Origin of the sequence: Nitrospirillum pindoramense (genome assembly GCF_007827955.1) — a bacterium.
GTDB lineage: Bacteria > Pseudomonadota > Alphaproteobacteria > Azospirillales > Azospirillaceae > Nitrospirillum > Nitrospirillum amazonense_B.
The window spans coordinates 136,163-159,398 of record NZ_VITR01000014.1 but is presented as its reverse complement, the minus strand read 5'-3'; the positions used below and the strand labels follow the sequence as shown (position 1 = coordinate 159,398).

General features: G+C 67.9%; 20 protein-coding genes. 10 read left to right on the top strand and 10 right to left on the bottom strand.

The window, feature by feature from the left end; all coding sequences use genetic code 11:
• Nucleotides 1-10: 10 nt before the first annotated feature.
• Nucleotides 11-571, top strand: a complete 561-nt coding sequence (locus FBZ90_RS21775) for an isochorismatase family protein (RefSeq protein WP_145735092.1) — start codon at nucleotides 11-13, stop codon at nucleotides 569-571.
• Nucleotides 568-1,824 carry an MFS transporter gene (locus FBZ90_RS21770; protein WP_145735091.1) on the top strand — a complete coding sequence of 419 codons (1,257 nt, stop codon included), beginning with the start codon at nucleotides 568-570 and terminating at the stop codon, nucleotides 1,822-1,824. Before FBZ90_RS21775 ends, FBZ90_RS21770 begins: the two co-directional genes overlap by 4 nt.
• On the opposite strand, the gene FBZ90_RS21765 is transcribed toward FBZ90_RS21770, so the two are convergent.
• On the bottom strand, nucleotides 1,808-3,187 hold the full coding sequence (locus FBZ90_RS21765) for a sensor histidine kinase (RefSeq protein WP_145735090.1): 1,380 nt from the start codon (nucleotides 3,185-3,187) through the stop codon (nucleotides 1,808-1,810). The two genes, FBZ90_RS21770 and FBZ90_RS21765, sit on opposite strands and share 17 nt — an antisense overlap.
• Entirely contained in the window at nucleotides 3,177-4,598 is a 1,422-nt protein-coding gene (locus FBZ90_RS21760) for a sigma-54-dependent transcriptional regulator (RefSeq protein WP_145735089.1), read from the bottom strand. The genes FBZ90_RS21765 and FBZ90_RS21760 overlap by 11 nt, the downstream gene beginning before the upstream one ends.
• 145 nt (nucleotides 4,599-4,743) lie before the next feature.
• Between FBZ90_RS21760 and FBZ90_RS21755 the strand changes: the two genes are divergently transcribed.
• Both FBZ90_RS21755 and FBZ90_RS21750 read left to right on the top strand, forming a co-directional pair.
• Complete coding sequence (locus FBZ90_RS21755) at nucleotides 4,744-5,217, top strand: OsmC family protein (protein WP_145735088.1); 474 nt, start codon at nucleotides 4,744-4,746, stop codon at nucleotides 5,215-5,217.
• Nucleotides 5,218-5,268: 51 nt separating this feature from the next.
• Complete coding sequence (locus FBZ90_RS21750) at nucleotides 5,269-5,985, top strand: helix-turn-helix transcriptional regulator (RefSeq protein WP_145735087.1); 717 nt, start codon at nucleotides 5,269-5,271, stop codon at nucleotides 5,983-5,985.
• Here the strand turns inward: FBZ90_RS21750 and FBZ90_RS21745 are convergent.
• Entirely contained in the window at nucleotides 5,982-6,368 is a 387-nt protein-coding gene (locus FBZ90_RS21745) for a hypothetical protein (RefSeq protein WP_145735086.1), read from the bottom strand. The genes FBZ90_RS21750 and FBZ90_RS21745 overlap by 4 nt on opposite strands.
• 136 nt (nucleotides 6,369-6,504) lie before the next feature.
• Between FBZ90_RS21745 and FBZ90_RS21740 the strand changes: the two genes are divergently transcribed.
• The 4 genes from FBZ90_RS21740 to prfB all read left to right on the top strand — a co-directional run bounded on the left by FBZ90_RS21740 (nucleotide 6,505) and on the right by prfB (nucleotide 10,857).
• Nucleotides 6,505-7,026, top strand: a complete 522-nt coding sequence (locus tag FBZ90_RS21740) for a hypothetical protein (RefSeq protein ID WP_145735085.1) — start codon at nucleotides 6,505-6,507, stop codon at nucleotides 7,024-7,026.
• 114 nt (nucleotides 7,027-7,140) lie between these two features.
• Nucleotides 7,141-7,794, top strand: coding sequence for an OmpW/AlkL family protein (locus FBZ90_RS21735; RefSeq protein WP_145735084.1), 654 nt, complete (start codon nucleotides 7,141-7,143; stop codon nucleotides 7,792-7,794).
• Between the two features lie 292 nt (nucleotides 7,795-8,086).
• Nucleotides 8,087-9,583, top strand: a complete 1,497-nt coding sequence (locus FBZ90_RS21730; RefSeq protein ID WP_145735083.1) for a methyl-accepting chemotaxis protein — start codon at nucleotides 8,087-8,089, stop codon at nucleotides 9,581-9,583.
• Between the two features lie 151 nt (nucleotides 9,584-9,734).
• A protein-coding gene (gene prfB, locus FBZ90_RS21725; protein ID WP_145735082.1) for a peptide chain release factor 2 occupies nucleotides 9,735-10,857 on the top strand; the annotation gives its coding sequence in 2 pieces (ribosomal slippage) (nucleotides 9,735-9,803 and nucleotides 9,805-10,857; 1,122 coding nt in all).
• 87 nt (nucleotides 10,858-10,944) lie between these two features.
• Here prfB and FBZ90_RS21720 read toward each other — a convergent pair.
• The 4 genes from FBZ90_RS21720 to FBZ90_RS21705 all read right to left on the bottom strand — a co-directional run bounded on the left by FBZ90_RS21720 (nucleotide 10,945) and on the right by FBZ90_RS21705 (nucleotide 16,995).
• The gene (locus FBZ90_RS21720; RefSeq protein WP_145735081.1) at nucleotides 10,945-12,654 is read right to left on the bottom strand and encodes a hypothetical protein; all 1,710 of its coding nucleotides are present in this window, start codon (nucleotides 12,652-12,654) and stop codon (nucleotides 10,945-10,947) included.
• A 285-nt stretch (nucleotides 12,655-12,939) separates the two neighbouring features.
• Nucleotides 12,940-13,785 carry a glycosyltransferase family 2 protein gene (locus tag FBZ90_RS21715; RefSeq protein ID WP_145735080.1) on the bottom strand — a complete coding sequence of 282 codons (846 nt, stop codon included), beginning with the start codon at nucleotides 13,783-13,785 and terminating at the stop codon, nucleotides 12,940-12,942.
• Between the two features lie 370 nt (nucleotides 13,786-14,155).
• Nucleotides 14,156-16,033 carry a DUF885 domain-containing protein gene (locus tag FBZ90_RS21710; protein WP_145735079.1) on the bottom strand — a complete coding sequence of 626 codons (1,878 nt, stop codon included), beginning with the start codon at nucleotides 16,031-16,033 and terminating at the stop codon, nucleotides 14,156-14,158.
• A 143-nt stretch (nucleotides 16,034-16,176) separates the two neighbouring features.
• Nucleotides 16,177-16,995 (bottom strand): ferritin-like domain-containing protein, encoded by an 819-nt coding sequence (locus tag FBZ90_RS21705; protein WP_246130674.1) that lies wholly within the window; start codon nucleotides 16,993-16,995, stop codon nucleotides 16,177-16,179.
• A 271-nt stretch (nucleotides 16,996-17,266) separates the two neighbouring features.
• On the opposite strand from FBZ90_RS21705, the gene FBZ90_RS21700 reads away from it, so the two are divergent.
• Nucleotides 17,267-19,351, top strand: a complete 2,085-nt coding sequence (locus tag FBZ90_RS21700; RefSeq protein WP_186455976.1) for a TonB-dependent receptor plug domain-containing protein — start codon at nucleotides 17,267-17,269, stop codon at nucleotides 19,349-19,351.
• 36 nt (nucleotides 19,352-19,387) lie between these two features.
• Here the strand turns inward: FBZ90_RS21700 and FBZ90_RS21695 are convergent, their stop codons facing one another.
• Together FBZ90_RS21695 and FBZ90_RS21690 are read right to left on the bottom strand one after the other, a co-directional pair.
• Entirely contained in the window at nucleotides 19,388-19,594 is a 207-nt protein-coding gene (locus FBZ90_RS21695; protein ID WP_145735076.1) for a hypothetical protein, read from the bottom strand.
• Nucleotides 19,595-19,781: 187 nt separating this feature from the next.
• The gene (locus FBZ90_RS21690) at nucleotides 19,782-20,366 is read right to left on the bottom strand and encodes a flavin reductase family protein (protein WP_145735075.1); all 585 of its coding nucleotides are present in this window, start codon (nucleotides 20,364-20,366) and stop codon (nucleotides 19,782-19,784) included.
• A 506-nt stretch (nucleotides 20,367-20,872) separates the two neighbouring features.
• Between FBZ90_RS21690 and FBZ90_RS21685 the strand changes: the two genes are divergently transcribed.
• Complete coding sequence (locus FBZ90_RS21685) at nucleotides 20,873-21,781, top strand: DMT family transporter (protein WP_246130655.1); 909 nt, start codon at nucleotides 20,873-20,875, stop codon at nucleotides 21,779-21,781.
• Nucleotides 21,782-21,810: 29 nt separating this feature from the next.
• On the opposite strand, the gene chrA is transcribed toward FBZ90_RS21685, so the two are convergent.
• The gene (gene chrA / locus FBZ90_RS21680) at nucleotides 21,811-23,160 is read right to left on the bottom strand and encodes a chromate efflux transporter (protein ID WP_145735073.1); all 1,350 of its coding nucleotides are present in this window, start codon (nucleotides 23,158-23,160) and stop codon (nucleotides 21,811-21,813) included.
• Between the last annotated feature and the right edge of the window lie 76 nt (nucleotides 23,161-23,236).

Below are 23,236 nucleotides of genomic sequence, written 5' to 3'. Positions count from 1 at the left end.
GAGATCGGCCATGGCCGTCACCACCCTGGATGCCCGCACCGCCCTGATCATCGTCGATCTGCAGAAAGGTTTGCTGGCCATGCCCGGCCTGCCGCCCCTGGGCGGGGTGGTGGGCAACGCCGCCGATCTCGCCGCCGCCTTTCGCCGCAAGGGCTTGCCGGTGGTGCTGGTCACCGTGGCCGGCGGCCCCCCGGGCCGGACAGAGCACGGGCGTGTTCTCCGCGACCTGCCGCCCGATTGGGCCGAGCTGATCCCTGAACTGAACGCCCAGCCCGGCGACCACCGCGTGACCAAGCGCACCTGGGGCGCCTTTCCCCACACCGACCTGGATGCCCACCTCAAGGCCCAGGACGTGACCCAGGTGGTGGTAGCGGGTGTGGCCACCGGCATCGGGGTGGAATCCACGGCGCGCGAGGCGCATGCCCTGGGCTACAACGTCACGCTGGCGGTTGACGCCATGGCCGACCGCGATGCCGCGGCCCATGACCACAGCGTCACGCGCATCTTCCCCCGCCTGGGGGAGACGGGGACGACGGCCGATATCCTGGCCCTGCTGGCCGGCACGGCATGACCGCGCCCGCTATTTCGACCAGCACCTTTCGCGCCCTGGCCAACCGTAATTTCCGCCTGTGGTCCGCAGGCGGCATCGTGTCCAATGTCGGCACCTGGATGCAGCGCACGGCCCAGGACTGGCTGGTGCTGACGGAACTGGCGCACGTCAACGGCGCCTCCGCCGTGGGCGTCGTCATGGCCCTGCAGTTCGGGCCGCTGGCGCTGCTGCTGCCCTTCAGCGGTTTCGCCGCCGATTATTTCGACCGCCGCCGCCTGCTGTTCTGTACCCAGGCGGCCTCCGGCCTGCTGGCGCTGGGCCTGGGACTCCTGACCGTGCTGGGGCTGGTGCAGCTATGGCATGTCTACATCTTCGCCTTCCTGCTGGGCTGCGTGGCGGCCTTCGACTCTCCCGCCCGCCAGACCTTCATCGGTGAACTGGTGGGGGAGGCGGACCTGGCCAACGCCGTGGCGCTCAACTCCACCTCCTTCAACGCGGCCCGCATGATCGGCCCGGCGGTGGCGGGCGTGCTGATCACGGCGGTGGGCACGGGCTGGGTGTTCCTGATCAACGCCGCCTCCTTCGTCGCCGTCATCGGGTCGCTGTGCCTGTTGCGGCCGGCGGATTTCCACTCCCGTGTGCGGGCGGTGCGCAGCCGGGGCAGCTTCGTCGAGGGCTTCCGTTATGTCTGGCGCCGGCCGGATTTGCTGGCCGTGCTGCTGATGCTGTTCCTTATCGGCGCCTTCGGCCTGAACTTCCCCATCTTCATCTCCACCATGTCGGTGCACGCCTTCCAGGCCGGGTCGGGCGAATATGGGGTGCTCAGTTCCACCATGGCCATAGGCTCCGTTGTTGGCGCCCTGCTGGCGGCCAGGCGCGGGGCCCCCTCCGTGCCCCTGCTGATCGGTGCCGCCCTGCTGTTCGGCGCGGGATGTGCCCTGGCGGCGGTCATGCCCACCACCTGGACCTTCGGCGCCGTGCTGGTGATCATCGGTGTGGCGGCCCAGACCTTCACCACCTCCAGCAACAGCCTGGTGCAGCTGTCGACCGACAGCGCCATGCGCGGCCGGGTGGTGGCGCTGCTGCTGGCCATCGGCGTGGGGGGCACGCCCCTGGGCGCCCCTGTCGTCGGCTGGGTGGCCGATGTGGCCGGCCCGCGCTGGGCCCTGGGGGTGGGCGCCGCCGCTGGCTTGGTGGCGGCGCTGGTGGGGTTGCGCTATCTGGTGAGGCATGTGGGCTGGCGGCCCTGGGGCCGGTTCAAAACCGCAGCGTGAACACCGTGCCGCCCCCCTCCACCGGGGACGCGGCGATGGTGCCGCCGTGGGCCAGCATGATCTGGCGGGCGAGCGGCAGGCCGATGCCGCTGCCCTCGCGCTTGGTGGTGTAGAAGGGCACGAAGATCTTGTCGGCCACATCGGGCGGGATGCCGGGGCCGTTGTCGCGGACCAGCAGGTTCAGGTGGCCGGTCACGTCCAGGTGGCCCGCCAGGGTGATGGCGGGCGCTCGGTTGGCCGTGCCGCTGGTCCTCCACTCATCCAGGGCCTCCACCGCGTTCTTCACCAGGTTGATCAGCACTTGGTCGATCAGATCCGGGTCGGCGCTGATCTCCAGCGACGGCGGCAGCACCACCACCTCCAGCGCCACGCCATGCTCGGCCAGGGCGGGGCCCATCAGCCGCTCCACCCGCGCGAACAGCTCGCGCACCTTCAGACGCTCCACCTGGGGGCGGGGCATCTGGGTGAAGCGGCGATAGCGCTCGACGAAGCGCAGCAGCCCCCCGGCGCGGCGGGTGACGGTGTCCATGGCCTCGCCCGCGTCTTCCGCGTCCACCAGCACGGCGGGCGGCAGGTCGGGGATGGCGGCCAATTGGGCGCGCAAATCGGCCAGCAGCGATTGCGCCGTGCCCGCCAGCGAGGAGACGGGCGTCAGCGAATTCATCATCTCGTGCGTCAGCACCCGCACCAGGTCCGACCAAGCCTTGACCTCGGTCGCTTCCAGCTCCCCGCCGATGTTCTGCAGGGAGATCAGCAGGCGCGGCCCGTCGGCCAGGGTCAGCTGGGTGGCGCGCACGGTCAGGTGCAGGGGGGTGACGCCGCCGGCCACCTTCAGCAGCGCGCTCTGCCCCGGTTGCAGGACGCGCAGGGCGCTGTCCAGCGTGCCGCCGTCCACCAGGCGGCGGTTCAGGTCGTCATGGCCGATCAGGCGGCGGGCGACGTTGTTCAGCAGGTTGACCCGGCCGTCGGGATGCACCTCCGCCAGGGCCACCGGCACATGCTCCACCAGCACATTCAGGTAGTCCGCCTTGCGCTCGGCGTCGGCGCGGGCGGCGCGGAACTTGTCGAACACCCCGGCGAAGGCGCGGCCCAGCTCCTGAAAGCTGGGGCCCATGGCGCGATAGCTGAAGCTCTGGGTGAAGTCGGAGTGGCTGAGCGCGTTCAGGAAGCGGGCCAGCTCGCGGTTGGTGGTGTTGACCACCCGCACGACACCGCCGATCTGGAAGGCGATCAGGAACAGCACCAGCAGTTCGGTGGCATGATAGTCCGTCGACCGCAACAGCAGCCCCAGGGCCACGCAGCTGAGGCACAGCAGGGTGACCCGCAGGGTCAGCGCCGTGCTGAACGACGCCTTAAAGGCCATGCTTCTCCATCCGGCGGTAGAGGGAGGTACGGGTGATGCCCAGTTCCGCCGCGGCGTGGCTGATGTTGCCCTGGTGCTTGTCCAGCGCCCGGCGGATCACCTGCGCCTCCACCGTCTCCAGATCCAACGTGCCCAGGGTCAGCGCATCAGCGGCCCCGCCGCCCGAGACGGGCGCCGGGGCCGCAGGGCGGGGCGCGCCGCCGGGGGCCGACGGCAGGGAGAAGTCCTCCGCCTCCAGGACGTCGCCGGCGCCCAGGATCATGGCCCGTTCCACCGCGTGGCGCAGGGCGCGCACGTTGCCGGGCCAGTGATAGGACTTCAGCCGCCGCGCCGCGTCCTCCGACAGGCGGCGGGGCGGGATGGCGTATTTGCGGGCGTACAGCGCCATGAAATGGGCCACCAGTGCCGGAATGTCCTCCGCCCGGTCACGCAAGGGCGGCAGGCGCAGCTCCACCGTGTTGATGCGGTACAGCAGATCCTGGCGGAAGGTGTCCGGGCTTTCCAGCTGGTCCACCGGCATGTTGGTGGCGGAGATCAGGCGCACGTCGATGGGGATGGGACGGTTGCCCCCCACCGGGATGACAACGCGCTGTTCCAGCACCGACAACAGCTTGCTCTGTTGGTACAGCGGCAGGTTGCCGATCTCATCCAGGAACAGGGTGCCCCCGTTGGCCGCCACCAGCCGGCCCACGCGGTCCTCCTTGGCGTCGGTGAAGGCGCCCTTCTTATGGCCGAACAGCTCGCTCTCGAACAGGTTCTCGGCGATGGCGCCCAGGTCCACGGCGACGAACACCTGGTCCGCGCGACGCGACCGGCGATGGATCTCGCGGGCGATGACCTCCTTGCCGGTGCCGTTCTCGCCCAGGATCAGGACGTTGGCGTCGGTGGGGGCGGCGCGATCCACCAGGGTCAGCACCCGCGCCATGGCCGGGCTGTCGCCGATCAGGGTCTGGCCCGGCTGATCGAGGGCCGCCGCCAGTTCCCTGTTGCGGGCGCCCAACTGCGCCGCCTCCCGCCGCGAGGCGGTCAGGGTCATGGCGCTCATCAGCGTGGCCACCAGTCGCTCGTTCGACCAGGGTTTCAGCACGAAGTCGCAGGCGCCCTGCTTCATCGCCTCCACCGCCGTGCCCACGTCGCCATAGGCCGTCATCAGGATGACGGACAGGGTGGGGTCGATCTCCAGCACGCGTTTCAGCCACTGGAAGCCCTCGCGGCCGGTGTTGGCGCCGATGGCGAAGTTCATGTCCAGCAGGACGGCGTCGAACGCCTCATCCTTCAGCAGCAGGGGGATGCGGTCCGGCTGGCTTTCGGTATGGACCAGGATGCCTTCGCGCTTCAGCAGCAGGCGGGCGGCCACCAGGATGTCCTGGTCGTCGTCCACCATCAGGATGCGGCCGCTTTTCTGTGTCATGGGTGCAAGCTCTCCAGGGTACTGTCCGGAAACGTACACCGGGCGTGGCCTTAGCGCATGTCCGTTGTGCGATGGTTCCCCCTGGCGTTGCCGGAGTGGCTCCCTTCCAATCATCGAAACGTTCATCAATGAAGGGAGCGACCGCATGGCCGGCAAGCAGCACACCTACCGTGTCACCGTCACCTGGACCGGCAACACGGGGCAAGGAACCGCCCATTATCGCGCCTACACCCGCGACCATGAGATCCAGGCGGCGGGCAAGCCGGTCATCGCTGGCTCCTCCGATCCCGCCTTCCTGGGTGACGCCACCCGCTACAACCCGGAGGAGATGCTGGTCGCCTCCCTCTCCGCCTGTCACAAGCTCTGGTACCTCCACCTGGCGGCGGCGGCCGGGCTGACGGTCACCGGCTATCGCGACGCGGCGGAAGGCACCATGGTGGAAACGGCGGACGGCAACGGCCACTTCACCGGTGTGACCCTGCGCCCCGTCGTCACCATCGCCGCCGGCGGGGACCCGGCGCTGGCCCAGGCCCTGCACGACAAGGCGCACCACTTTTGCTTCATCGCCAACTCGGTCAATTTCCCGGTGGTGACCGACGGGTTGGTGGAGACGGCGTGAGAGCCCGCGGGCTATCCTCCAGCCAGCTTCATCCGCCCGGACCCGCCGCCCTTGTCCCGCTCCGCCCGCCTGCTCGACCTCATCCAGGCCCTGCGCCGTCACCGGCGGCCGGTGACTGCCGCCGAACTGGCGGCCGAGCTTGGCGTGTCCATCCGCACCGTCTACCGCGACATCGGCACACTGGCGGGCCAGGGCGTGCCGGTGGAGGGGGAGGCGGGGCTGGGCTATGTCCTGCGGCCCGGCTTCATGCTGCCGCCGCTCATGTTCGGGGATGATGAGATCGAAGCCCTGGTGCTGGGCCTGCGCTGGGTGGCGCAGCGGGGCGACGGCCCCCTGGGGCTGGCGGCGCAGAATGCGGCCGCCAAGATCATGGCCGTGCTGCCCGCCGACCTGAAGGCGCTGGCGGAGGATAGCGGCCTGCTGCCCGTTTCCCTCCAGCCCAGCGTGGCCGAACCGCGCGACCTGACGGAGATCCGGCGCGCCATCCGCACGGAACGCAAGCTGCGCATCGCCTACACCGACGGCCAGGGGCGGGCCAGCGACCGCGTCATCTGGCCCTTTGCCCTGGCCTTTTTCGAGCGCATCCGCATGGTCGCCGCCTGGTGCGAGACGCGGCAGGCGTTCCGCCATTTCCGCACCGACCGCATCGTCGAGGTGGCGGTGGCGGATGAGCGCTATCCCCGCCGTCGCCATGCCTTGCTGGCCGACTGGCGGGCGGAGATGGACGCCGGCCCATCAGGCGTTGGCAAGTGCGACAAGGTGCCTTAAGGCGCCGGCTTGGCGCTGTCGTAGGTCAACAGCACGTCGGTGTGGCCATCGCCCACGCTGTGGAACAGGGTGCCGGTCACGGCCACGCGGCGGCCCAGCGGCGGCTTGACGCCCGGGGGCAGCTTCAACTGCAGGGCGGCGATGGACTCCACATCCTCATCCGTTTCCGCGCTGCCGCCGGCGACGCAGATCATCTGCGGCAGGGTCAGCACATAATAATCCTCGCGGGTGACGCCCTTGGGGCCGTTGCGGGTGCCGTGCTGCAGGGTGATTTCCCCGGTCAGAGTCACGGGCTCCGGCTGGTAGGGCTGGCAGTCATGGGCCAGGGCGGGGAAGGTGCCGCCGACGGCCAAGCCCGCCAGCAGCAGAGTCTTGAAAAGCATAACATTCTCCCCGGGGCGGGCACGAAGGCCGGCAGACTAACGTTTGGGCAAAGGTTTGGCGAGGGCATCGATGCTGCTGACAGGACTTGTCAGGGGGCGGGGGCAAGATGCGGCTTCGTCTGATGGAGCCGCTGTCATGTCCACCGAAGCCGCCTTCACGTCTGAAGTGCCGCCGTCCTTCTCCTTGTCCTGCGCCACCGGCGCTGCCGGCTGGGTGTGGGTGGCCTCCGTCGGCGCCATCGGGCGCGGCCGCGAGGCGGGGGACGTGCGCCTGCCGGCGCGTCATGGCGGGGTGCTGCACCGGTTGGGGGTGGGGGACCGCGTGGCCTGTTTCGCCCCCGATGCCATGGGTGGCGCCGCATTCCTGGCGGTGGGGCACGTCCTGCCCGGGGCGATGTATGACGAGCGTGACGCCGCCGGACGCGATTGGATATGCCTGCCGGTGGCCTATCTGCCGTCGCGGCCCGTGCGGCTGGCCGCCGCCCTGGACGGGGCACTGGCGGCCATGGGATGGGGTCTCAGCCTGCCCGTGGGGCTGATGCGGCTGGATGGCGCCAGCCTGGACGCTGTCGCGCTGGCCGTTGGCGGACATGACCCTGATCAAACCGGCATGGCCTTTCCGCCGGTCCGCATTGCGTCGCTTGTAGACGCTGATTGATGCAGGTCAGGGATACGGCCATCAGGATGCAATAAAACACCTCTCATTGGAAATAAGTGTGGCGCCAAGGCGGTGGAACATTCGCCGGCCTCACTATTCAAGGAGGGGTAAGTGATGAAGTTCTTGTCCGTCACGGCAGCCGCTGCTGCGCTTCTGGCTGGTGTTTACGGTGCCGCTTCGACGGCGCGCGCCTCCGACGCGGGCGATTTCCTGATCCGGGGCCGTGCCCTGGTGGTGGCCCCGGACGTCGGCAGTTCCTTGTCCCTGGGCGGTGCCGGTATCCCGGGTCACACCGACATCAGCACCGCCATCGTCCCGGAACTGGACTTCAGCTACTTCTTCACCGACAGCATCGCCGCCGAGTTGATCGCCGGCACCACGCCGCACAACGTCAAGGCGTCGGGCACGCCGCTGGGCAAGGTGGACCTGGGGAATGTCTGGCTGCTGCCGCCGACGCTGACCTTGCAGTACCACTTCATGCCGCATGAGAAGATCAGCCCCTATATCGGCGTCGGCGTGAACTACACGCTGTTCTACGGCGTCGACAAGGGTGATGCCCTGGGCCTGAAGTACGACAATACCTTCGGCTACGCCTTCCAGGCCGGTGTCGATTACAAGCTGGACGACCACTGGTCCCTGAACGTCGACCTGAAGAAGCTGATGCTGAACACCACCGCCACGGTGAATGCCGGCCTGGGCACGCCCATCAAGGCTGACGTTGACATCAACCCCTGGCTGGTTGGCTTCGGTGTCGGGTATCGCTTCTAAGACCTGACGCTCCCGCCAAGAGTTGTTGCGAAGGCCGCTCCGCCACCGGTGGAGCGGCCTTTTCGCATTCCGGATAGCCCTGTTGGCCTGGGAGTCGCGGCTTGCGTCGGCGGGCTAATACTTCAGGTTAGCAATCAACCGGGTATGAATGAAAAGATAAATCATTGATAAAGAACACGTATATGGAATTTGGCGGGTTTGGACGCTTAAGGGAAACTTAAGGATGCAACTCTAGCTTTTGGGGGCGGGTCGGCGTTTCCGGCCTATTACCAAAGAAGTAACGGGGTCGCTCATGAGGAACGGTTTCTTCTCCCACGGCGCGGGTTCGGATACGCGTGCTGTATTGGACGCCGTCAACCGTTCCCAAGCGATCATCGAGTTCGCGATGGATGGCACCATCCTGACCGCCAACCAGAACTTCCTGGACGCCATGGGCTACACGTTGGGCGAAATCCGGGGCCGGCACCACAGCCTGTTCGTGGATGACGGTGTCAAGGCCGGTGAGGCGTACAAGAGCTTCTGGGCCGCCCTGAACCGTGGGGAGTTCCAGGCGGCGGAATACAAGCGCCTGGCCAAGGGCGGGCGGGAAATCTGGCTGCAGGCCACTTACAACCCCGTCATGGGCGCCAATGGCCGGCCGGTGAAGGTCATCAAATTCGCCACCGACATCTCCGAGGCCAAGCGGCGCTCGCTGGACGTCATGGGCCAGTTGGAGGCCATCCACCGCAGCCAGGCGGTCATCGAGTTCGCGATGGACGGCACCATCCTGACCGCCAACGCCAACTTCCTGACCGCCATGGGGTACACCCTGGCGGAGATCCAGGGGCGCTCTCACAGCCTGTTCGTGGACGACGGTGTCAAGGGCAGCGAGGCGTACAAGCGCTTCTGGGCGGCGTTGGGCCGTGGCGAATTCCAGACCGCCGAATACAAGCGGCTGGGCAAGGGCGGCCGGGCCGTCTGGATCCAGGCGACCTACAACCCCATCTTCGACATCAGCGGCAAGCCCTACAAGGTGGTGAAGTTCGCCACCGACATCACCCCCCAAGTGGAAGCCCGTGAGCAGCGCGTGGCCACGCAAAAGGGGATCGCCCAGGATCTGCAGGGGCTGGCCGGCGCCATGTCGGTGGCCAACGACCAGGTCAGCCACGCGTCCAACGCGGCGATGGTCGCGTCCGGCAATGTGCAGGCCATCGCCGGCGGCGCCACCGAGCTGGTGGCCTCGATCGAGGAGATCAGCCGCCAGATGGCCGAAGCCTCCAAGATCTCCGAGGATGCGGTGCGCCAGACGGACCTGACCAACACCTCCGTCACCGGCCTGCTGAACGCCGCCCAGCGCATCGGCGAAGTGGTGAAGCTGATCAGCGACATCGCCAGCCAGACCAACCTGCTGGCGCTGAACGCCACCATCGAGGCGGCGCGGGCGGGCGAGGCCGGCAAGGGCTTCGCCGTTGTCGCGCACGAGGTCAAGCAACTGGCCACCCAGACGGCCAAGGCCACGGGTGAGATCGCCGAGCAGATCAGCACGGTGCAGCTGGCCACCACCGACTCGGCCCGCGCCATCCAGGGCATCGGCGGCATCATCAACCGCATCAACGCCATCTCCAGCGCCATGGCGGCGGCGGTGGAGGAGCAGAACGCGGTGACCCGCGACATCTCCCGCAACATGCAGACAGCGGCGGATGGCGTTTCCAGCATCAGCGAAAGCCTGACCAAGATCGCCGACGCGACCGAGGGTGCCAACGCCCTGACCCGCCGCGTCAACGAGGCGTCGCTGGCCATGGTGGGCTGACGCGTCTGGCTTCCGCCCGCCTTCCTGGAGGCGGGCGCATTGCCGCCGCAACGCCCCCCTTCGAAATGCAGGGTTCAAATCAAGGCCCTGAGCGGGTATCTAAGCGGTCCGTTACAAGACCATTTCATGACCCGAGACGAGGAGGACCGCGATGCGGGCCGAGATCGAGGCGGTCGTCGAGGCTGTGCGACAGTCCTTGACGCTGCTAAGGAGGCATCTTTGACTGGGAGAATGCCCTCCGCCGCTACGACGAACTGAACGCCCTGTCGGAAGACCCCAAGCTGTGGGACGATTCCGACCGCGCGCAGAAGATCATGCGGGAAAAGACCCAGCTTGAGACCGCCATCGAAGGCTATCGCGCGCTGGAGCGCGACCTGAACGACGGCATCGAGCTGATCGAGATGGGTGAGCTGGAAGGCGACCAGGAAATCATCGCCGACGCCGAGCAGGGCCTGGTCGCCCTGCAGAAGCGCGCGGCGGCCCTGGAACTGGAAAGCCTGCTGTCGGGCGAGGCCGACGCCAACGACTGCTATCTGGAAGTCAACGCCGGCGCCGGCGGCACGGAGGCCCAGGATTGGGCCCTGATGCTGCTGCGCATGTACAGCCGCTGGGCCGAACAGCATAAGTTCAAGGTGGAACTGCTGGACGAGACCAACGGGGAAGAGGCGGGCATCAAGTCCTCCACCATCCAGATCAAGGGCCACAACGCCTATGGCTGGCTGAAGACGGAATCGGGTGTGCATCGCCTGGTGCGCATCAGCCCGTTCGACAGCCAGGCGCGCCGGCACACCAGCTTCTCCAGCGTTTCCGTCACGCCTGTCATCGACGACAAGATCGTGGTGGAGATCAACGAGAAGGATGTGCGGGTGGACACTTACCGCGCCTCCGGCGCCGGTGGTCAGCACGTCAACAAGACGGACTCGGCCGTCCGCCTGACCCACATGCCCACCGGCATCGTCGTCGCCTGCCAGCAGGAGCGCAGCCAGCACAAGAACCGGTCCAAGGCCTGGGACATGCTGCGCGCCCGCATCTATGAGATGGAGCTGCGCAAGCGCGAGGAGGCCGCCGCCAACCTGGAAGCGCAAAAGACGGAGATCGGCTGGGGCCACCAGATCCGTTCCTACGTCCTGCAGCCCTACCAGATGGTGAAGGACCTTCGTACCGGTGTCGAAACCAGCCAGAGCGGCGCTGTTCTGGATGGCGATATCGACGAGTTCCTGCAGGCGGCGCTGGCCCATCGCATCAAGGGTCAGGGCGACGAGGCGGACGCCTGACCGGGGCTCCGATCGTTTTGGTGTTGTAATAAAAAAAGCCGGGGGGCGACTCCCCGGCTTTTTTATTGGCCGGGCCCCGGCCACCCGTCAGGGGGCGCCGGGTCCCGGCGCTTGGGCCCGCCAACGCTGGGCCGCCATTGCCAGGTCCTTGATCGCAGAGCAGCCCGTTTGCCGCAGTTTCCGCATGAACGCCGTGTGATAGGGCTGGGGAAGATCGTCGAAGTAGACCAGGCGGCCGCCCGTTGTCTCATACCGGCGCAGGTTCGCCGCCAATGGGGCGGCTTCGGCCTGGGACGTGGCGAAAATACCGACGACCCGGTCGCCGAACAGCACGTTCCGCGGTCCCACCCACAAAGCGACGATCCGCCAGCCGTCAGGCAGGACATGCGCGATGGGGTCCCAGCAAATCTGGATGACGGCCAGCGGCGCCCCGGTCCGCCGGGTCCAATCGTCAACGGCTTGCCACGACAAGCCGGATGGCGATAGCCGCTGTCGCGCGATGTCGTTGTTGGCGAGGCCCGCCAGATCCAGCACCCGTGCCTGGGGGGCGAGCCAGGCCATGACGCCGATATCATTCACGATGACTGGCGACGTCCCATAGAAGCGCGCCACGAACGCGGCGGGCTCGACATGTTCCCATCGTCTATCGTGGGGGGCGGCGGTCGCCAGCGTGACGGCATCCGCCGTCCGGTAGCTCGCCATCGCGACCAGGGCCAGCAGCACCAGGGCTTGGACCCGCAGGCGATGGTCCTGGAGCAGGATGACGAAGGCGGCCAGCATGTTCAGGGCGATGGCGGCGGCTTCATATCGGTAAAGCCAACCCGCCATGCCCAGCACGACCTGGGCGGCCGCGCAGCACAGGGCGACCCCGCCGAGAACCAGGCCCCAGTCGTGACGCAGGCTGCCGAGGCCGAGGTCGCACCAACGCCTATGGGCGCGAAGGGCGACCAAGCCGGCGGTGATGGTCATGATCCCGAACAGGGTCCAGGCCGCCGGAAAGAACTGGATGACATGCTGACCGTCCTGATCATGCAGCATCAGCTTCATCAGGATCGAATTCGGAACCGGCCATCCGCCATCCGTGACCCAGGCCAGGCCGAATGCCGCCATGGGCACCGCGGCGCCCAAGGCCAGGGCCGCCGCCAGGCGCAGCTGGCCATTGATCACGGCGACTAGGCACAGCGGCCCGATGATCAGCACGGCCTCATACCGTAGGGCGGCGACGGCGCAGGCGGCGATGGCCAGGCGGATGATGGTGCGGCCAGGGCACGCCTGGCGCTCCGCCACCGCCCGGCTGCCGTGATAGGCGAGAAGGCTGTAGGCCAGCACCTGTGGCGTGTGCTCCATGCCGATGATGGCCGTCACGAACAAGGGGGTGGCGGCGGACAGCGCCATCAGCATGCCGACGCGCACGAGGGACCGGAAGCGCGGGGTTGGCCGTGATCTCGCCCCTTCCGCCGCGGATGCGGCATCCAGGATGGCATCCCACGCCAGCGCGCAGCCGATCATGACGGCCGCGTTGATCGCCAGCGGCACCAGCTCGAAGCCCGTCCGCGCCCCCCACAGCAGGTGGACCGCCGCCAGGACCAGGACGAACAGGGGCGATGAGGAGGCGGCGGCCGGGTCGAGGCGGTCTATGCCCCAGACGCCGCTGTCACCCCATGTCCGCGCGATCGCCATTTGTATGTAGGTGTCGTCCAGGGGATAGGTGAACGGCCTTCCCGCCGCGACCACGACGGCGCCGAGAATCAGCAGGTTGGCCAAGCCCACGATCCATTGCTCGTATTTCAGCCACACAATCTGTGAGATTCTTTTTGAATCTGCGACGTTCAGCGCCGTTTGCATTCCGACTGCCCATGATTCTAATTAATTCTTACGCGCTCGTGCGCGATCAGGCTGGGCCGCGCCAATATTCTGGAATATTTAGGAGTACATATCGGGCCGCCGCACCAATTTCCATTATATCAATTCTGGGGGCGTGGCGCTCTTAATAATAGAGCGCCGATCCGGTCAGCCAGCGCCAAGGCGTCCAGGTCCGGCATCGGGCCGGGTGTGATGGAGGGGGCGGGATGGAAGACGCCGTCAATGGACGACGGCGCCCTCGTCGTTGACCATCGTCAACTCGTTCCCGACCTGAACCAAGCGAGGCGGGTTGCCGAAGCGGGCCACGAGATCCGCGGGCGTGGTGAAGCGGGCGACGTTCCAAGCCACGCCCTGTTCCATGTAGGGGTGGTCATCGTCGAAAAAGTATTCGCCCTGGCCGGCGGAGGGCATACCCGTATTCAGGTTGGATTTTTTCAGCCGCCCGTCGGCCTCATACAGGTCGGGGCAGGGGTTGTAGCACTTGTAGTGCAGATAGATCGGCACCAGCGTGGGGATGGCTTCCCCCATGTAGTTCATGGGGATCACCGAGGTGCTGGGCTTTGTGCTGACCAAATCCCACACCGGCTCGCGCACCAGTTTCCACATACGGTATTCACAGTGGGGCACGGCGCCGCGCCGCCACCAGAAGTGGCTGAACAGCGTGGTGGGATGGCGTCCTTCGGCGACCCGCCACGCTTCGATTTCCGTCGTGTGCGGCAGGATGTGCAGCGGCAGCCACATTACTATATTGGCCGTGATGGACATTAAGGACCGCGGGTCGTGGATCAGGAACTCGTCGGGGTGGGCGGCAAAGAACCAGTCCCCTTCCGTCACCGCGTCCCGCAGCATTTCGTACCCCCGGTGCCGCAGCGTCTGGTCGGTGATGGGGCCGGGCGGGTCGCGGTCATAGCGGACGTTGGCATAGTCGGCGCACAGGGTGCGGGTGTAGGTGCCATCGGAACCATCGACGACGGCGATGGTGTCGAAAAAGCCGTGATGCCGCCGCAGCCAATCCCCGATGATGAGGTCGTCATTGCGTGTGATCAGTATGGCATGCAGTTTCATCTATGGCCGTCCAGCGTCGTCCTTTCCTTGCCATTGCCATGATAGCGTGTAGCCAGCCTTGGCGTAAACGCTTGTGCGAGAGGTCTATTCCAGGGCCGGTTGGTGTTCCGGGCCGCCCCGGCCTGAAAACGTGAAAAGGGCGGCATCCGCCAGGACGCCGCCCCCGCACATACGTGAACTGCCAAAGCTCTCGTTCGGACGGGCGCCACCTTGGGTTGGGCTGCCCTTGACCTTGATACGCGGCACCCTGCCCGGACCCGTCGCCGAGGGCCACAGATTTATGTGATAATATAACGCATACCCGTTATGGCGCTGGCGGCGCCGCGCCTGGCACGCGCGCCGCCGTGGATCTGGAATTGGGGGCGGGGGATCAGGCCGCCGTCCGCTTCACCCAATCCTGCACCAGGACCTCCAGGACCGGCAGGTTGACGGAGCCCGAGGTCAGCACCGTGTCGTGGAAGGCGCGGATATCGAACTTCGCGCCCAGCTTGGCCTTGGCGGCCTCACGCAGTTCCAGGATCTTGTTCATGCCGATCTTGTAGGCCAGGGCCTGACCGGGCCAGACGAAGTAGCGCTCGATCTCGGTGATGTTGTCGTGCTCGGGGTTGGCCGTGTTCTCGTTCATGTAGGTGATGGCCTGTTCGCGCGTCCACCGCTTCAGGTGGATGCCGGTGTCCAGCACCAGCCGGGCGGCGCGGAACAGTTCCGAAGCGATGCGGCCGGCATCCGAATACGGGTCCTGGTAATAGCCGTACTCCTTGGGGAAGCGCTCGGCGTACAGCGCCCAGCCCTCGCCATAGGCGCTGTTCCAGATGAAGCGGCGGAAGGTCGGCAGGTTGGCCATCTCCTGCGCGATGGCGATCTGCATGTGATGGCCGGGAATGCCCTCGTGATAGCAAAGGCTTTCCAGCATGGGGATGGGGTTGACCGACATGTCATACAGGTTGGCGTAGAACACGCCCGGCCGCGACCCGTCGGGCGAGGCCGGCTCGTAAAAGGCGCTGGCCGTGGCCTTTTCCCGGAAGGGTTCCACCGCCTTCACCACGATGGGGGCCTTCGGCTTGGTCAGGAAGAACCGGTCGAGGTCGGAGCGCATGCGGTCGATGAGGTCGCTGGCCCGCTTCAGATAGGTGGCGCGGCCCTCGGTCGTGGCCGGGTCGTAGAAGCGCTTGTCGGTGCGCAGATAGTCGAAGAAGGCGCGCAGGTCACCCTTGAAGCCCACCTTGGCCATGATGCCGCGCATCTCATCCTGCAGCGCCGCCACCTCCTTCAGCCCCTGCACGTGCACGGCCGCCGGGTCCAGGGGCAGGGTGGTCATCAACTGCACCTGGGCGCGATAGAAGCGCTCGCCATCCGGCAGGGCCCAGACGCCGTTGCTGGTGGTCGCCTTGGTCTCCAGCGCCGACACGGTGCTGATCAGCTTCTGGAAGGAGGCTTGGACCTGGCCGGTCAGGGCCTTCTCCGCGGCGGCCAGCAGGCGGGCCTGGTCCGCCTCGGGCAGTTTCAGCGCCGTCACCTTCTCGGTGAAGTCGGCCAGCAGGGGGCTGGTTTCGGTGGCGTTGGACGTGAACGGCTTGCCGGTGATGACGTTGCGCGCCGCCTCCAGGATGGATTTGAAGGCGAAGGCCGGCGGCAGGACGCCCATGTCCGCCTGCTTGGCGATGCGCGCCAGGTAGGCGTCCATCAGCGGGGCGATGCCCACCAGGCGGGCCACGTAGTCCTCTGCGTCCTGCACGCCGCCCACGGCATGGTAGGTGATCAGGAAGCTGGCGATGTCGGTGTGGGGGCCGGTCAGCTGGCTGATCACATAGCTGTGGTTGCGCCAGGGATACTGGGTGATGGTCTGCTGCAGCTCATTCTCGAACAACTGCTTGCTGACCAGCGCGCTGGGCGACAGGTCCGCCTCCTTGAAGCCCTTCAGGGTTTTCAACCGCTGTTCGGCCAGGTGGAAACTCTCCAGCAGGCGGGCGTCGTCCGGGATGGTCCACTTGTCATGCGGGCCCGGCAGGCCCAGCACGGTGCGCTGCTGCGGGTCGCGGGCCAGGTCCTCATTCCAGCAATCCTCGAAGAAGGCGTTCAGCGCCTTCTCCGTCGCCGATGGCTCCGCCGCAGGGGACGGGGCCGCCACGGCGGGCTGGGGCGCCAGCTCGGGCAGGGCGGTCAGGGCGACCAGGGCGGTGCCGGCCATCAGGCCGCGGCGCAGCAGGGTACGGCGGGACATCGTTTCACCGGAGGAAGAGGCGGTCATGGGCGTTCGGGTACCATGGTCAGGGCTGGCGGGGCAGCGGAGAAGGGAAGACGCCGCCCGGGGGCGGACCGTTGGCGGGGATGGTAGCAAGGGCGGAGTGACGGGCCCAAGATCAGTTTGTTACCGAACGGTAACCGGGCGGATCAGTCCGGCCTTTCCATTTCGGCTTTCCGTCCGGCCAGGACGGTTTCCACCGGCGCCAGCGGCTCATACCAGTCCGGTGGGAAGTTGGCCTTGGCGCGGCTGGCATCGTTGAAGGGGCGCTTGATATCGCCCTTGAAGTACCGGCGCACCAGGGCGCGCCACTGCGCCGCCGGGTCGTTGCCGGCCGCTGCCGCGATCACGCCGAACCAATGGCGGCCGGCGGCGACATGGCCGATTTCCTCATCATGGATGATTTGCAGGATGGCGGCGCTGTCCTCATCGCCCACCTTCTTCAGGTTGGCGATCATCATCGGGGTCACGTCCAGGCCGCGCGCCTCCAGCACCATGGGCACCAGGGCCAGGCGGGCGGCCAGGTCGTGGGCCGTGACCTCGCTGGCCTGCCACAGCCCGTCATGCGCCGGCAGGTCGCCATAAGCGGCGCCCAATGCTGCCAGGCGCTGGGCCAGCAGGGCGTGGTGCTTGGCCTCTTCATCCGCGACCTTCACCCAATCATCCTTGAAGGCGCGGGGGGCCGGGGTGCCGTCGGGGAAGGTGGGGAAGCGGGCGACGATGTCCCAGGCGAGGTCGATGGCGTTCAGCTCGATATGGGCCAGGGCGTGCAGCAAGGCCACCCGTCCCGCCACGCTGCCGGCCTTGCGCCGCTTGGGCATGTCGCGCGGCAGCTTCAGCTCCGGCCGCGCAGGCCGCGCCGGCCGGTCGGGGGGGACCAGATCGGGGGAAATGGGGCCGGACAGGTCCGGCAGCGAACCCGCGCGCCAGGCCGCGGCGAAGGTCCGCGTCAGCCGCACCTTCTCCATCGGTGCCGCCGTGGTCAGCACGGTCACGGCCGCGGCGGCCAGGCTGGGCGGCAACGGTTGACCGGCCGAACCATCCTGGAATGGTTCTAAAGTAGCGCCCGGGGCGGTATCGGGAACATGATAAGGTGCCATGGCGTTTTGGACGCCAACCGGCGGGGTGAAGTCAAGGGGCGTCCAGGCCATAACCGGCACGGGGAACGGGTGCCGGCGTAAAATAGGGCACATAAAATAAGACCCATAAATAAGGGATGGGGGGAGGAGGATGCGTGTCATGAGGCGGGCGTGGATGGCGATGGCGATGGCCTTGCCGCCGACGGCTGGATGGGCGGCGGCGGAGGTGGACCAACTGCCCACCATCATCATCACCGGCCGCGTGCCGCCCGACGCCGCCACCGAACGCATCTACGGCACCGTCCAGTTGGACGGGGCTTGGCTGGACGCGGCGCCGGAACGGCGCCTGGATGAGGCCTTGCGCAGCGTGCCCGGCTTCTCCCTTTTCCGCCGCACCGGCAGCACCAGCGCACATCCGACCGCGCAGGGCGTCTCGCTTCGCGCGCTGGGGCCCAACGGTGCCGGCCGCACCCTGGTGCTGGTTGATGACATTCCGGTCAACGATCCCTTCGGCGGCTGGGTGTATTGGAGCCGCCTGCCCACCGCCGCCATTGCCAGCGTCGCGGTGACGGAGGGCAGCGGCGCCGGCCCCTGGGGCAACCAGGCGCTGGATGGCGTCATCCGCATCACGACCAAGCCGCTGGAGGGGGGCGAGGTTCGCGCCGGCAGCAATGGCCTGGCGGAAGGCACCGCCGGCGTGGCCGCCGGCGGCGTCTCCATCCTGGCGCACGCCAGCCGCAGCGACGGCAGCTATCTGGTGCGCTCCGACCAGCGGGGCCCCATCGACATCCAGGCCGGCTGGGACGACGCCTGGGTGGATGTGAAGGCGCAAGGGGAGGCCGGCCCCCTGGCCCTGGCCGGCACCGTTTCCGCCTTTCATGAGCATCGCGGCAACGGCACGCCCTTCCAGGAAAACGGTACGGATGCGCTGGAGGGCAGCCTGCGCTTCAGCGCGGCCGACGGTCCGCTGGGCCTGCCCTGGCATGGCACGCTGTACCTGCGGCGCTACGTCTTCAAGAACCGCTTCTCCTCCGTCAACGCCGCCCGCACGGCGGAAACGCCGGCCCTGGACCAGTACCGCGTGCCGGCGACGGCGGCGGGCGGGTCCCTGTCCACCACGGTGGAGGAGGGCGGGGGCCGCCGCACCGTGCTGGGCGCCGACCTGCGCTGGGCCGAGGGGGCGACGCATGAGCGCTTCCAGCCCGTGGCCGGCGTGTTCCAGCGCGACCGCGACGCCGGCGGCGACCAGGTTGTGGGCGGCGTCTACGCCGAGCAGACCTGGCCGCTGACGGAGACCATCGACCTGCACGGCGGTGTGCGCCTGGATGGCTGGACCACCGGTGACGGCCATCGGGTCGAACGCTCCCTGGTCCCGATAGGGGGCCAGACCGGCGTCGTGACCCGGAACGATCATTATGACGACCGGGGTGGGGCCCTGCCCTCGGCGCGGCTGGGGGCCGACTGGCGGCCCGAGCTGTTCGGCAAGCCGGGCGACTGGACCCTGCGCGCCGCCGCCTACACCGGCTTCCGCCTGCCCACCATCAATGAGCTGTACCGCCCCTATCGCGTCGGCAACGATATCGTCGAGGCCAACGCGCGGCTGAAGCCGGAGCGCCTGGCGGGGGTGGAGGCCGGGGTGACCTGGGCGCCCGCCACGGGGCCGACGGTCAGCCTGACCGCCTATCATGACGGCGTGACCGACGCCGTGGATAATGTGCAGATCACCGACCGGCCGGGCACCGTGCCGGGCTTCGGCGTGGTGGTGCCGGTCGGCGGCACCTTCGCCCAGCGCCGCAACCTGGACCGCGTGCGGGCCGAGGGGGTGGAGATGAGGGCGACCTGGGCCCTGGACCCCACGCTGGAGGCCGGCCTGGGCTATCTGTGGAGCCGCTCCACCGTGCTGCGCGCCGATGGCCTGCCGGCCCTGGTGGGCAAGCGGTTGTCACAAAGCCCGCTGCATACCGGCACGGCGGACCTGACCTGGACGCCGGTGGCGGCCGTCACCACGGCCCTGCGGGTGAAGGCCAGCGGGCAGCAATATGAGGACGGGCTGAACACACGCCCGTTGGCGCCCACGGTCACGGTGGACCTGTCGGCGGCCTGGCGGGTGCGGGAGTCTCTGGAGCTGTTCGCCACGGCGGAGAACCTGTTCGACCGCACGGTGGAATCAGGGCGCCGCGTCGATGGCTTGGTGGCGATCGCACCGGGCCGGATCATCTCGGGCGGGGTGCGGGTGAATTGGTAGGCGTGGGCGAAGGGTTGCTGGAATAGCGCGTGGTATTCAGCGCGAGGTGGCCGGGGTGGGGGGCTGCTGGTTCACGTAGAACTCGGCCGGGTAGGCGGGTTTATAATAATGGCCGGCCTTGACCAGCGCCCGTTCATGCTCTGACCGCATGTAGCTGACCACGGGCAGGGACCAGGCTATGCCCAGCAATAGTACCCACAGGCATAAAGTGACCAGGCGATCTTTATTGAACACGGCGGTCATGATCCCTACTCCTGAACTTCCTCTAACCTCATCCTTTATTGTGGAAGGATTATGGCGGGAAGGTGCGCGTTGCGGCTCATGACGGTATTTTTACGCCCTGGAAGATGAACAGGTCGCTAACGGCGGGGGCCGCGGGGCTGAATTTTTCGCAAGGCGGGATGCTCAAGCCATCCCGCCGGCGCAGACCTCAGCCCTCGACCGGGTCGCCGATGGTGTAGAAGTGGCCGCCGGCGACATGGTGCAGGCTGCGCCAGGCGGGGTCGGCCGTCTCGTAGGTCCAGTGACCGTCCTTGAAGACGCGGGTATCGGCCCAGGCGGCCGTCACCTCGCCAATGAACAGGTCATAGGTCTGCTGGTTGTGGGGTTCGGGAACGACCCGGCAGGACAGCCAGGCGGCGCAGCCCGCGACCAGCGGCGGGACATGGCCGTCCATGCGGAACAGCTCCACCCCGTGCCGGACCAACTTGTCGGGGTTGTCGGCCAGGCTTTCACCGCCCACGCCGCGGGTCAAACGCACCTGCGCCCGTGTCGGCACCTGCAGGGCGAAGGCGCCGCTGCCCTCGATCAGGGTACGGGTGGCGGTGGCCTTGTCCAACACCACGGTGACCTTGGGCGGGTCGAAGTCCAACGGGCAGGCCCAGGCGGCGGCCATGACGTTGTCCGTACCGTCGTGGTGGGCGGACACCAGCACGGTGGGGCCGTGGTTCAGCAGGCGATACGCCTTGGCGAGCGCGACGGGCTGGATGAAGGGGGCTTGGGCTGCGGCGTCCATGGTGTCCGTCTTTCGTCGAGGCAGGGCGAACGGGGCGGAAGAATAAGGGAAGAAGGAAATGTCGGTCCCGTCCGGTACGGTTTTCTGGCTGGCGTCGGGCCCCGCCGTTGCCGGTTGGCGTGACACTATTAAAGTTTCGCGTCGGAATGGGGAGGGGCACGGAACGAAGCCCCCGTTCCTGGCAGGATATGGGAAGAAAATAGATAATAGGAAAATCTTGTTCGCGGTGGCTTGCGCCGCCGCGACCCTTGTTCCTCCAGTCGCCAGTCGGGCGGCTGACAGTGATATCGTTGTGAACACGCCAACGGCGGCGGCATCCTGCCTGCTGTCCGCCGAAGGCACCCCTCCCCCAAAGCGGCGGCCCAATAGCGGCGGATGCCGTCGCCTTTCAAAAAATGTCACCGGCACAAGAAACGGATTGGCCGGCGGGGGCCCGCGCTCTACCGTTGCCGCCCGCGCCGGTGTCCCCATCGGCGCATCGCCATCGTTGCCGCCGGATCGCCGCCATGTCCCCCATCCTGGGCCTGTACCTCGCCGCCGTCCTCATCTGGGGATCGACCTGGTATGTCATCGAATTCCAGCTGGGGGCCGTGGACCCGGCGGTGTCGGTGGCTTACCGCTTCGGCCTGGCGGCCGTGCTGCTTATGGGCTGGCTGGTGGTGACGCGGCAAAGGCTGATCCCCCCGCGGCACGCCTGGCGGCAGGTCGCCCTGGTGGGCGCCTTCACCTTTTCCACCAACTACCTGCTGGTCTATCTGGCGACGGAGCGGTTGCCGTCCGGCCTGGTGGCGGTGGCGGGCTCGGCCCTCAGCCTCATGAATGTGCTGAACGCCCGTATCTTCCTGCGCCAGCCCATCCGTCCCCTGGTGCTGCTGGGTGGGCTGATCGGCATGAGCGGCGTGGTGCTGCTGTTCCTGCCCGAGTTGCAGGTGGACGGCCTGACGGGCAAGTCGGCGGTGGGCCTGGCGCTGGTCATGCTCAGCAACGTCAGCGCCTCGCTGGGCAGCATCTGCGTGCAGCGCGGCGCCCGCACCGGCGTGCCCCTACTGCCGGCCACGGCGTGGAGCATGGCCTTCGGCGCCGTGCTGATGGTGGGCGTGGCGTTGGCCCGGGGCGCCGTCTTCAGCTTTCCGACGAGCCTCAGCTACGCCGCCTCCCTGGGCTATCTGGCGCTGTTCGGCTCGGTCATCGCCTTCCTGGCCTATTTCTCCCTGATAGGGCGCATCGGGGCGGACCGCGCCGGCTACATCGCCGTGATGATCCCCATCCTGGCGCTGGTCATCTCCACCATCTTCGAAGGCTATCACTGGTCGGCGGCGGCCTTCGTCGGCCTGGCGCTGGCGGTGGCCGGCAACCTGCTGGTGCTGGGCCCCAAGACCTGGCGCAAGCGGCGCGTGGACGCGGCCACGGCCTGAGACGTCACACGATCGTCGACCGTCGGCGCCTATCCCAGCATCAACCCCGCCGCCGCGCAGGCGGCCAGGGTGGGCAGCAGGCCCAGGCGGGTATGGCGCAGGGCGATGAAGGCCACCAGCGCCAGCAGCGCGGCGGGGATGTCCAGGCCGGTGGGCAAGGGCAGGGCCAGGGGGCCCAGGTGAAGCGGCCGGCTGCCGCTGAACAGCACATGCCCGCCGAACCACACCGCCAGGTTCAGGATGACGCCCACCACGGCCGCCGTGATGGCGGCGAGGGCGGCGCTGATCGTGGCGTGGGTCCGCACCCGCTCGACATAGGGGCCACCCAGGAAAATCCACAGGAAGCACGGCGCGAAGGTCACCCAGCTGGTCAGCAGGGCGCCGAAGAAACCGGCCAGCAACGGCGGCAGCGTTCCGGGGGCGTGGGCGGCCGCGAGGAAGCCGACATGCTGCAGCACCAGCACCAGCGGGCCGGGGGTCGTCTCCGCCAAACCCAGGCCATCGATCATCTCCCCCGGCGTCAGCCAGCCGTATCCCGTCACCGCCGCCTGCGCCACATAGGACAGCACGGCATAGGCGCCGCCGAAGGTGACGAGCGCCATGCCGCTGAAGAACAGCGCCAGGTGGGTCCACACGCTGTCGGCGCCGGTGACCAGGCGCAGGGCCGCCAGCGGCCCCAGCCAGAGGGGCAGCCACAGGGCCAGGGTCGACAGGGCCCGGCGGCGGCTGGGTTGGGCATGCGGCGGCACGGCGGCGTCCAGTTGCCGGTCCAGCAGAGCTCCGCCCGTCGGGGTGGGGGTGGCAGCGGCGGGCGCGAACGCCGGGCGGGCCGCCATGCCGATCAGGCCCGCCACCAGGATCACCACGGGGAAGGGCACATGGCCGACCGCCAGCGCCAGGAAGGCGGCCCCCGCCATGGCCAGGCCGGGCCACCCGCGCAGGGCCCTCTTGCCCAGGCGGAGCACGGCGTCCAGCACCACCGCCAGGACGGCGGCCTTCAGGCCATGGAACAGCGCGCCCGTGAGCGGCGCCTGGTGGTAAAGGGTGTAGAGCGTGCTCAGGCCCAGCATGACCAGCACGCCCGGCAGAATGAACAGGAGGCCGGCGATCAACCCACCGCGCCGGCCATGCAGCAGCCAGCCGACATAGGTCGCCAGTTGTTGCGCCTCCGGCCCCGGCAGCAGCATGCAATAGCTGAGCGCGTGCAGGAAGCGCGCCTCCCCGATCCAGCGGCGGTTCTCCACCAGCTCACGATGCATCAGCGCGATTTGACCGGCCGGGCCGCCGAAGCTCAGCAAACCGATGCGAGCCCAGACACGGGTGGCCTCGCCCAGGGTGGGTGGGCGCGCGCTGGGTGGGGGCGCGCTGGTTGGGGACATGGGGATCGCCGGCGCGGGGTGACAGGGCTACCCCGCGACTAAGCCCCGCCCCCGATCAGGCGTCAAGCGGCTGCCG

Excerpts from the sequence above, each read along its gene's own strand:
- FBZ90_RS21775 (WP_145735092.1), top strand. The coding sequence starts at position 11 with ATGGCCGTCACCACCCTGGATGCCCGCACCGCCCTGATCATCGTCGAT.
- FBZ90_RS21770 (WP_145735091.1), top strand. The coding sequence starts at position 568 with ATGACCGCGCCCGCTATTTCGACCAGCACCTTTCGCGCCCTGGCCAAC.
- FBZ90_RS21765 (WP_145735090.1), bottom strand. The coding sequence starts at position 3,187 with ATGGCCTTTAAGGCGTCGTTCAGCACGGCGCTGACCCTGCGGGTCACC.
- FBZ90_RS21760 (WP_145735089.1), bottom strand. The coding sequence starts at position 4,598 with ATGACACAGAAAAGCGGCCGCATCCTGATGGTGGACGACGACCAGGAC.
- FBZ90_RS21755 (WP_145735088.1), top strand. The coding sequence starts at position 4,744 with ATGGCCGGCAAGCAGCACACCTACCGTGTCACCGTCACCTGGACCGGC.
- FBZ90_RS21745 (WP_145735086.1), bottom strand. The coding sequence starts at position 6,368 with ATGCTTTTCAAGACTCTGCTGCTGGCGGGCTTGGCCGTCGGCGGCACC.
- FBZ90_RS21740 (WP_145735085.1), top strand. The coding sequence starts at position 6,505 with ATGTCCACCGAAGCCGCCTTCACGTCTGAAGTGCCGCCGTCCTTCTCC.
- FBZ90_RS21735 (WP_145735084.1), top strand. The coding sequence starts at position 7,141 with ATGAAGTTCTTGTCCGTCACGGCAGCCGCTGCTGCGCTTCTGGCTGGT.
- FBZ90_RS21730 (WP_145735083.1), top strand. The coding sequence starts at position 8,087 with ATGAGGAACGGTTTCTTCTCCCACGGCGCGGGTTCGGATACGCGTGCT.
- FBZ90_RS21715 (WP_145735080.1), bottom strand. The coding sequence starts at position 13,785 with ATGAAACTGCATGCCATACTGATCACACGCAATGACGACCTCATCATC.
- FBZ90_RS21710 (WP_145735079.1), bottom strand. The coding sequence starts at position 16,033 with ATGACCGCCTCTTCCTCCGGTGAAACGATGTCCCGCCGTACCCTGCTG.
- FBZ90_RS21705 (WP_246130674.1), bottom strand. The coding sequence starts at position 16,995 with ATGGAGAAGGTGCGGCTGACGCGGACCTTCGCCGCGGCCTGGCGCGCG.
- FBZ90_RS21700 (WP_186455976.1), top strand. The coding sequence starts at position 17,267 with ATGAGGCGGGCGTGGATGGCGATGGCGATGGCCTTGCCGCCGACGGCT.
- FBZ90_RS21695 (WP_145735076.1), bottom strand. The coding sequence starts at position 19,594 with ATGACCGCCGTGTTCAATAAAGATCGCCTGGTCACTTTATGCCTGTGG.
- FBZ90_RS21690 (WP_145735075.1), bottom strand. The coding sequence starts at position 20,366 with ATGGACGCCGCAGCCCAAGCCCCCTTCATCCAGCCCGTCGCGCTCGCC.
- FBZ90_RS21685 (WP_246130655.1), top strand. The coding sequence starts at position 20,873 with ATGTCCCCCATCCTGGGCCTGTACCTCGCCGCCGTCCTCATCTGGGGA.
- chrA (WP_145735073.1), bottom strand. The coding sequence starts at position 23,160 with ATGTCCCCAACCAGCGCGCCCCCACCCAGCGCGCGCCCACCCACCCTG.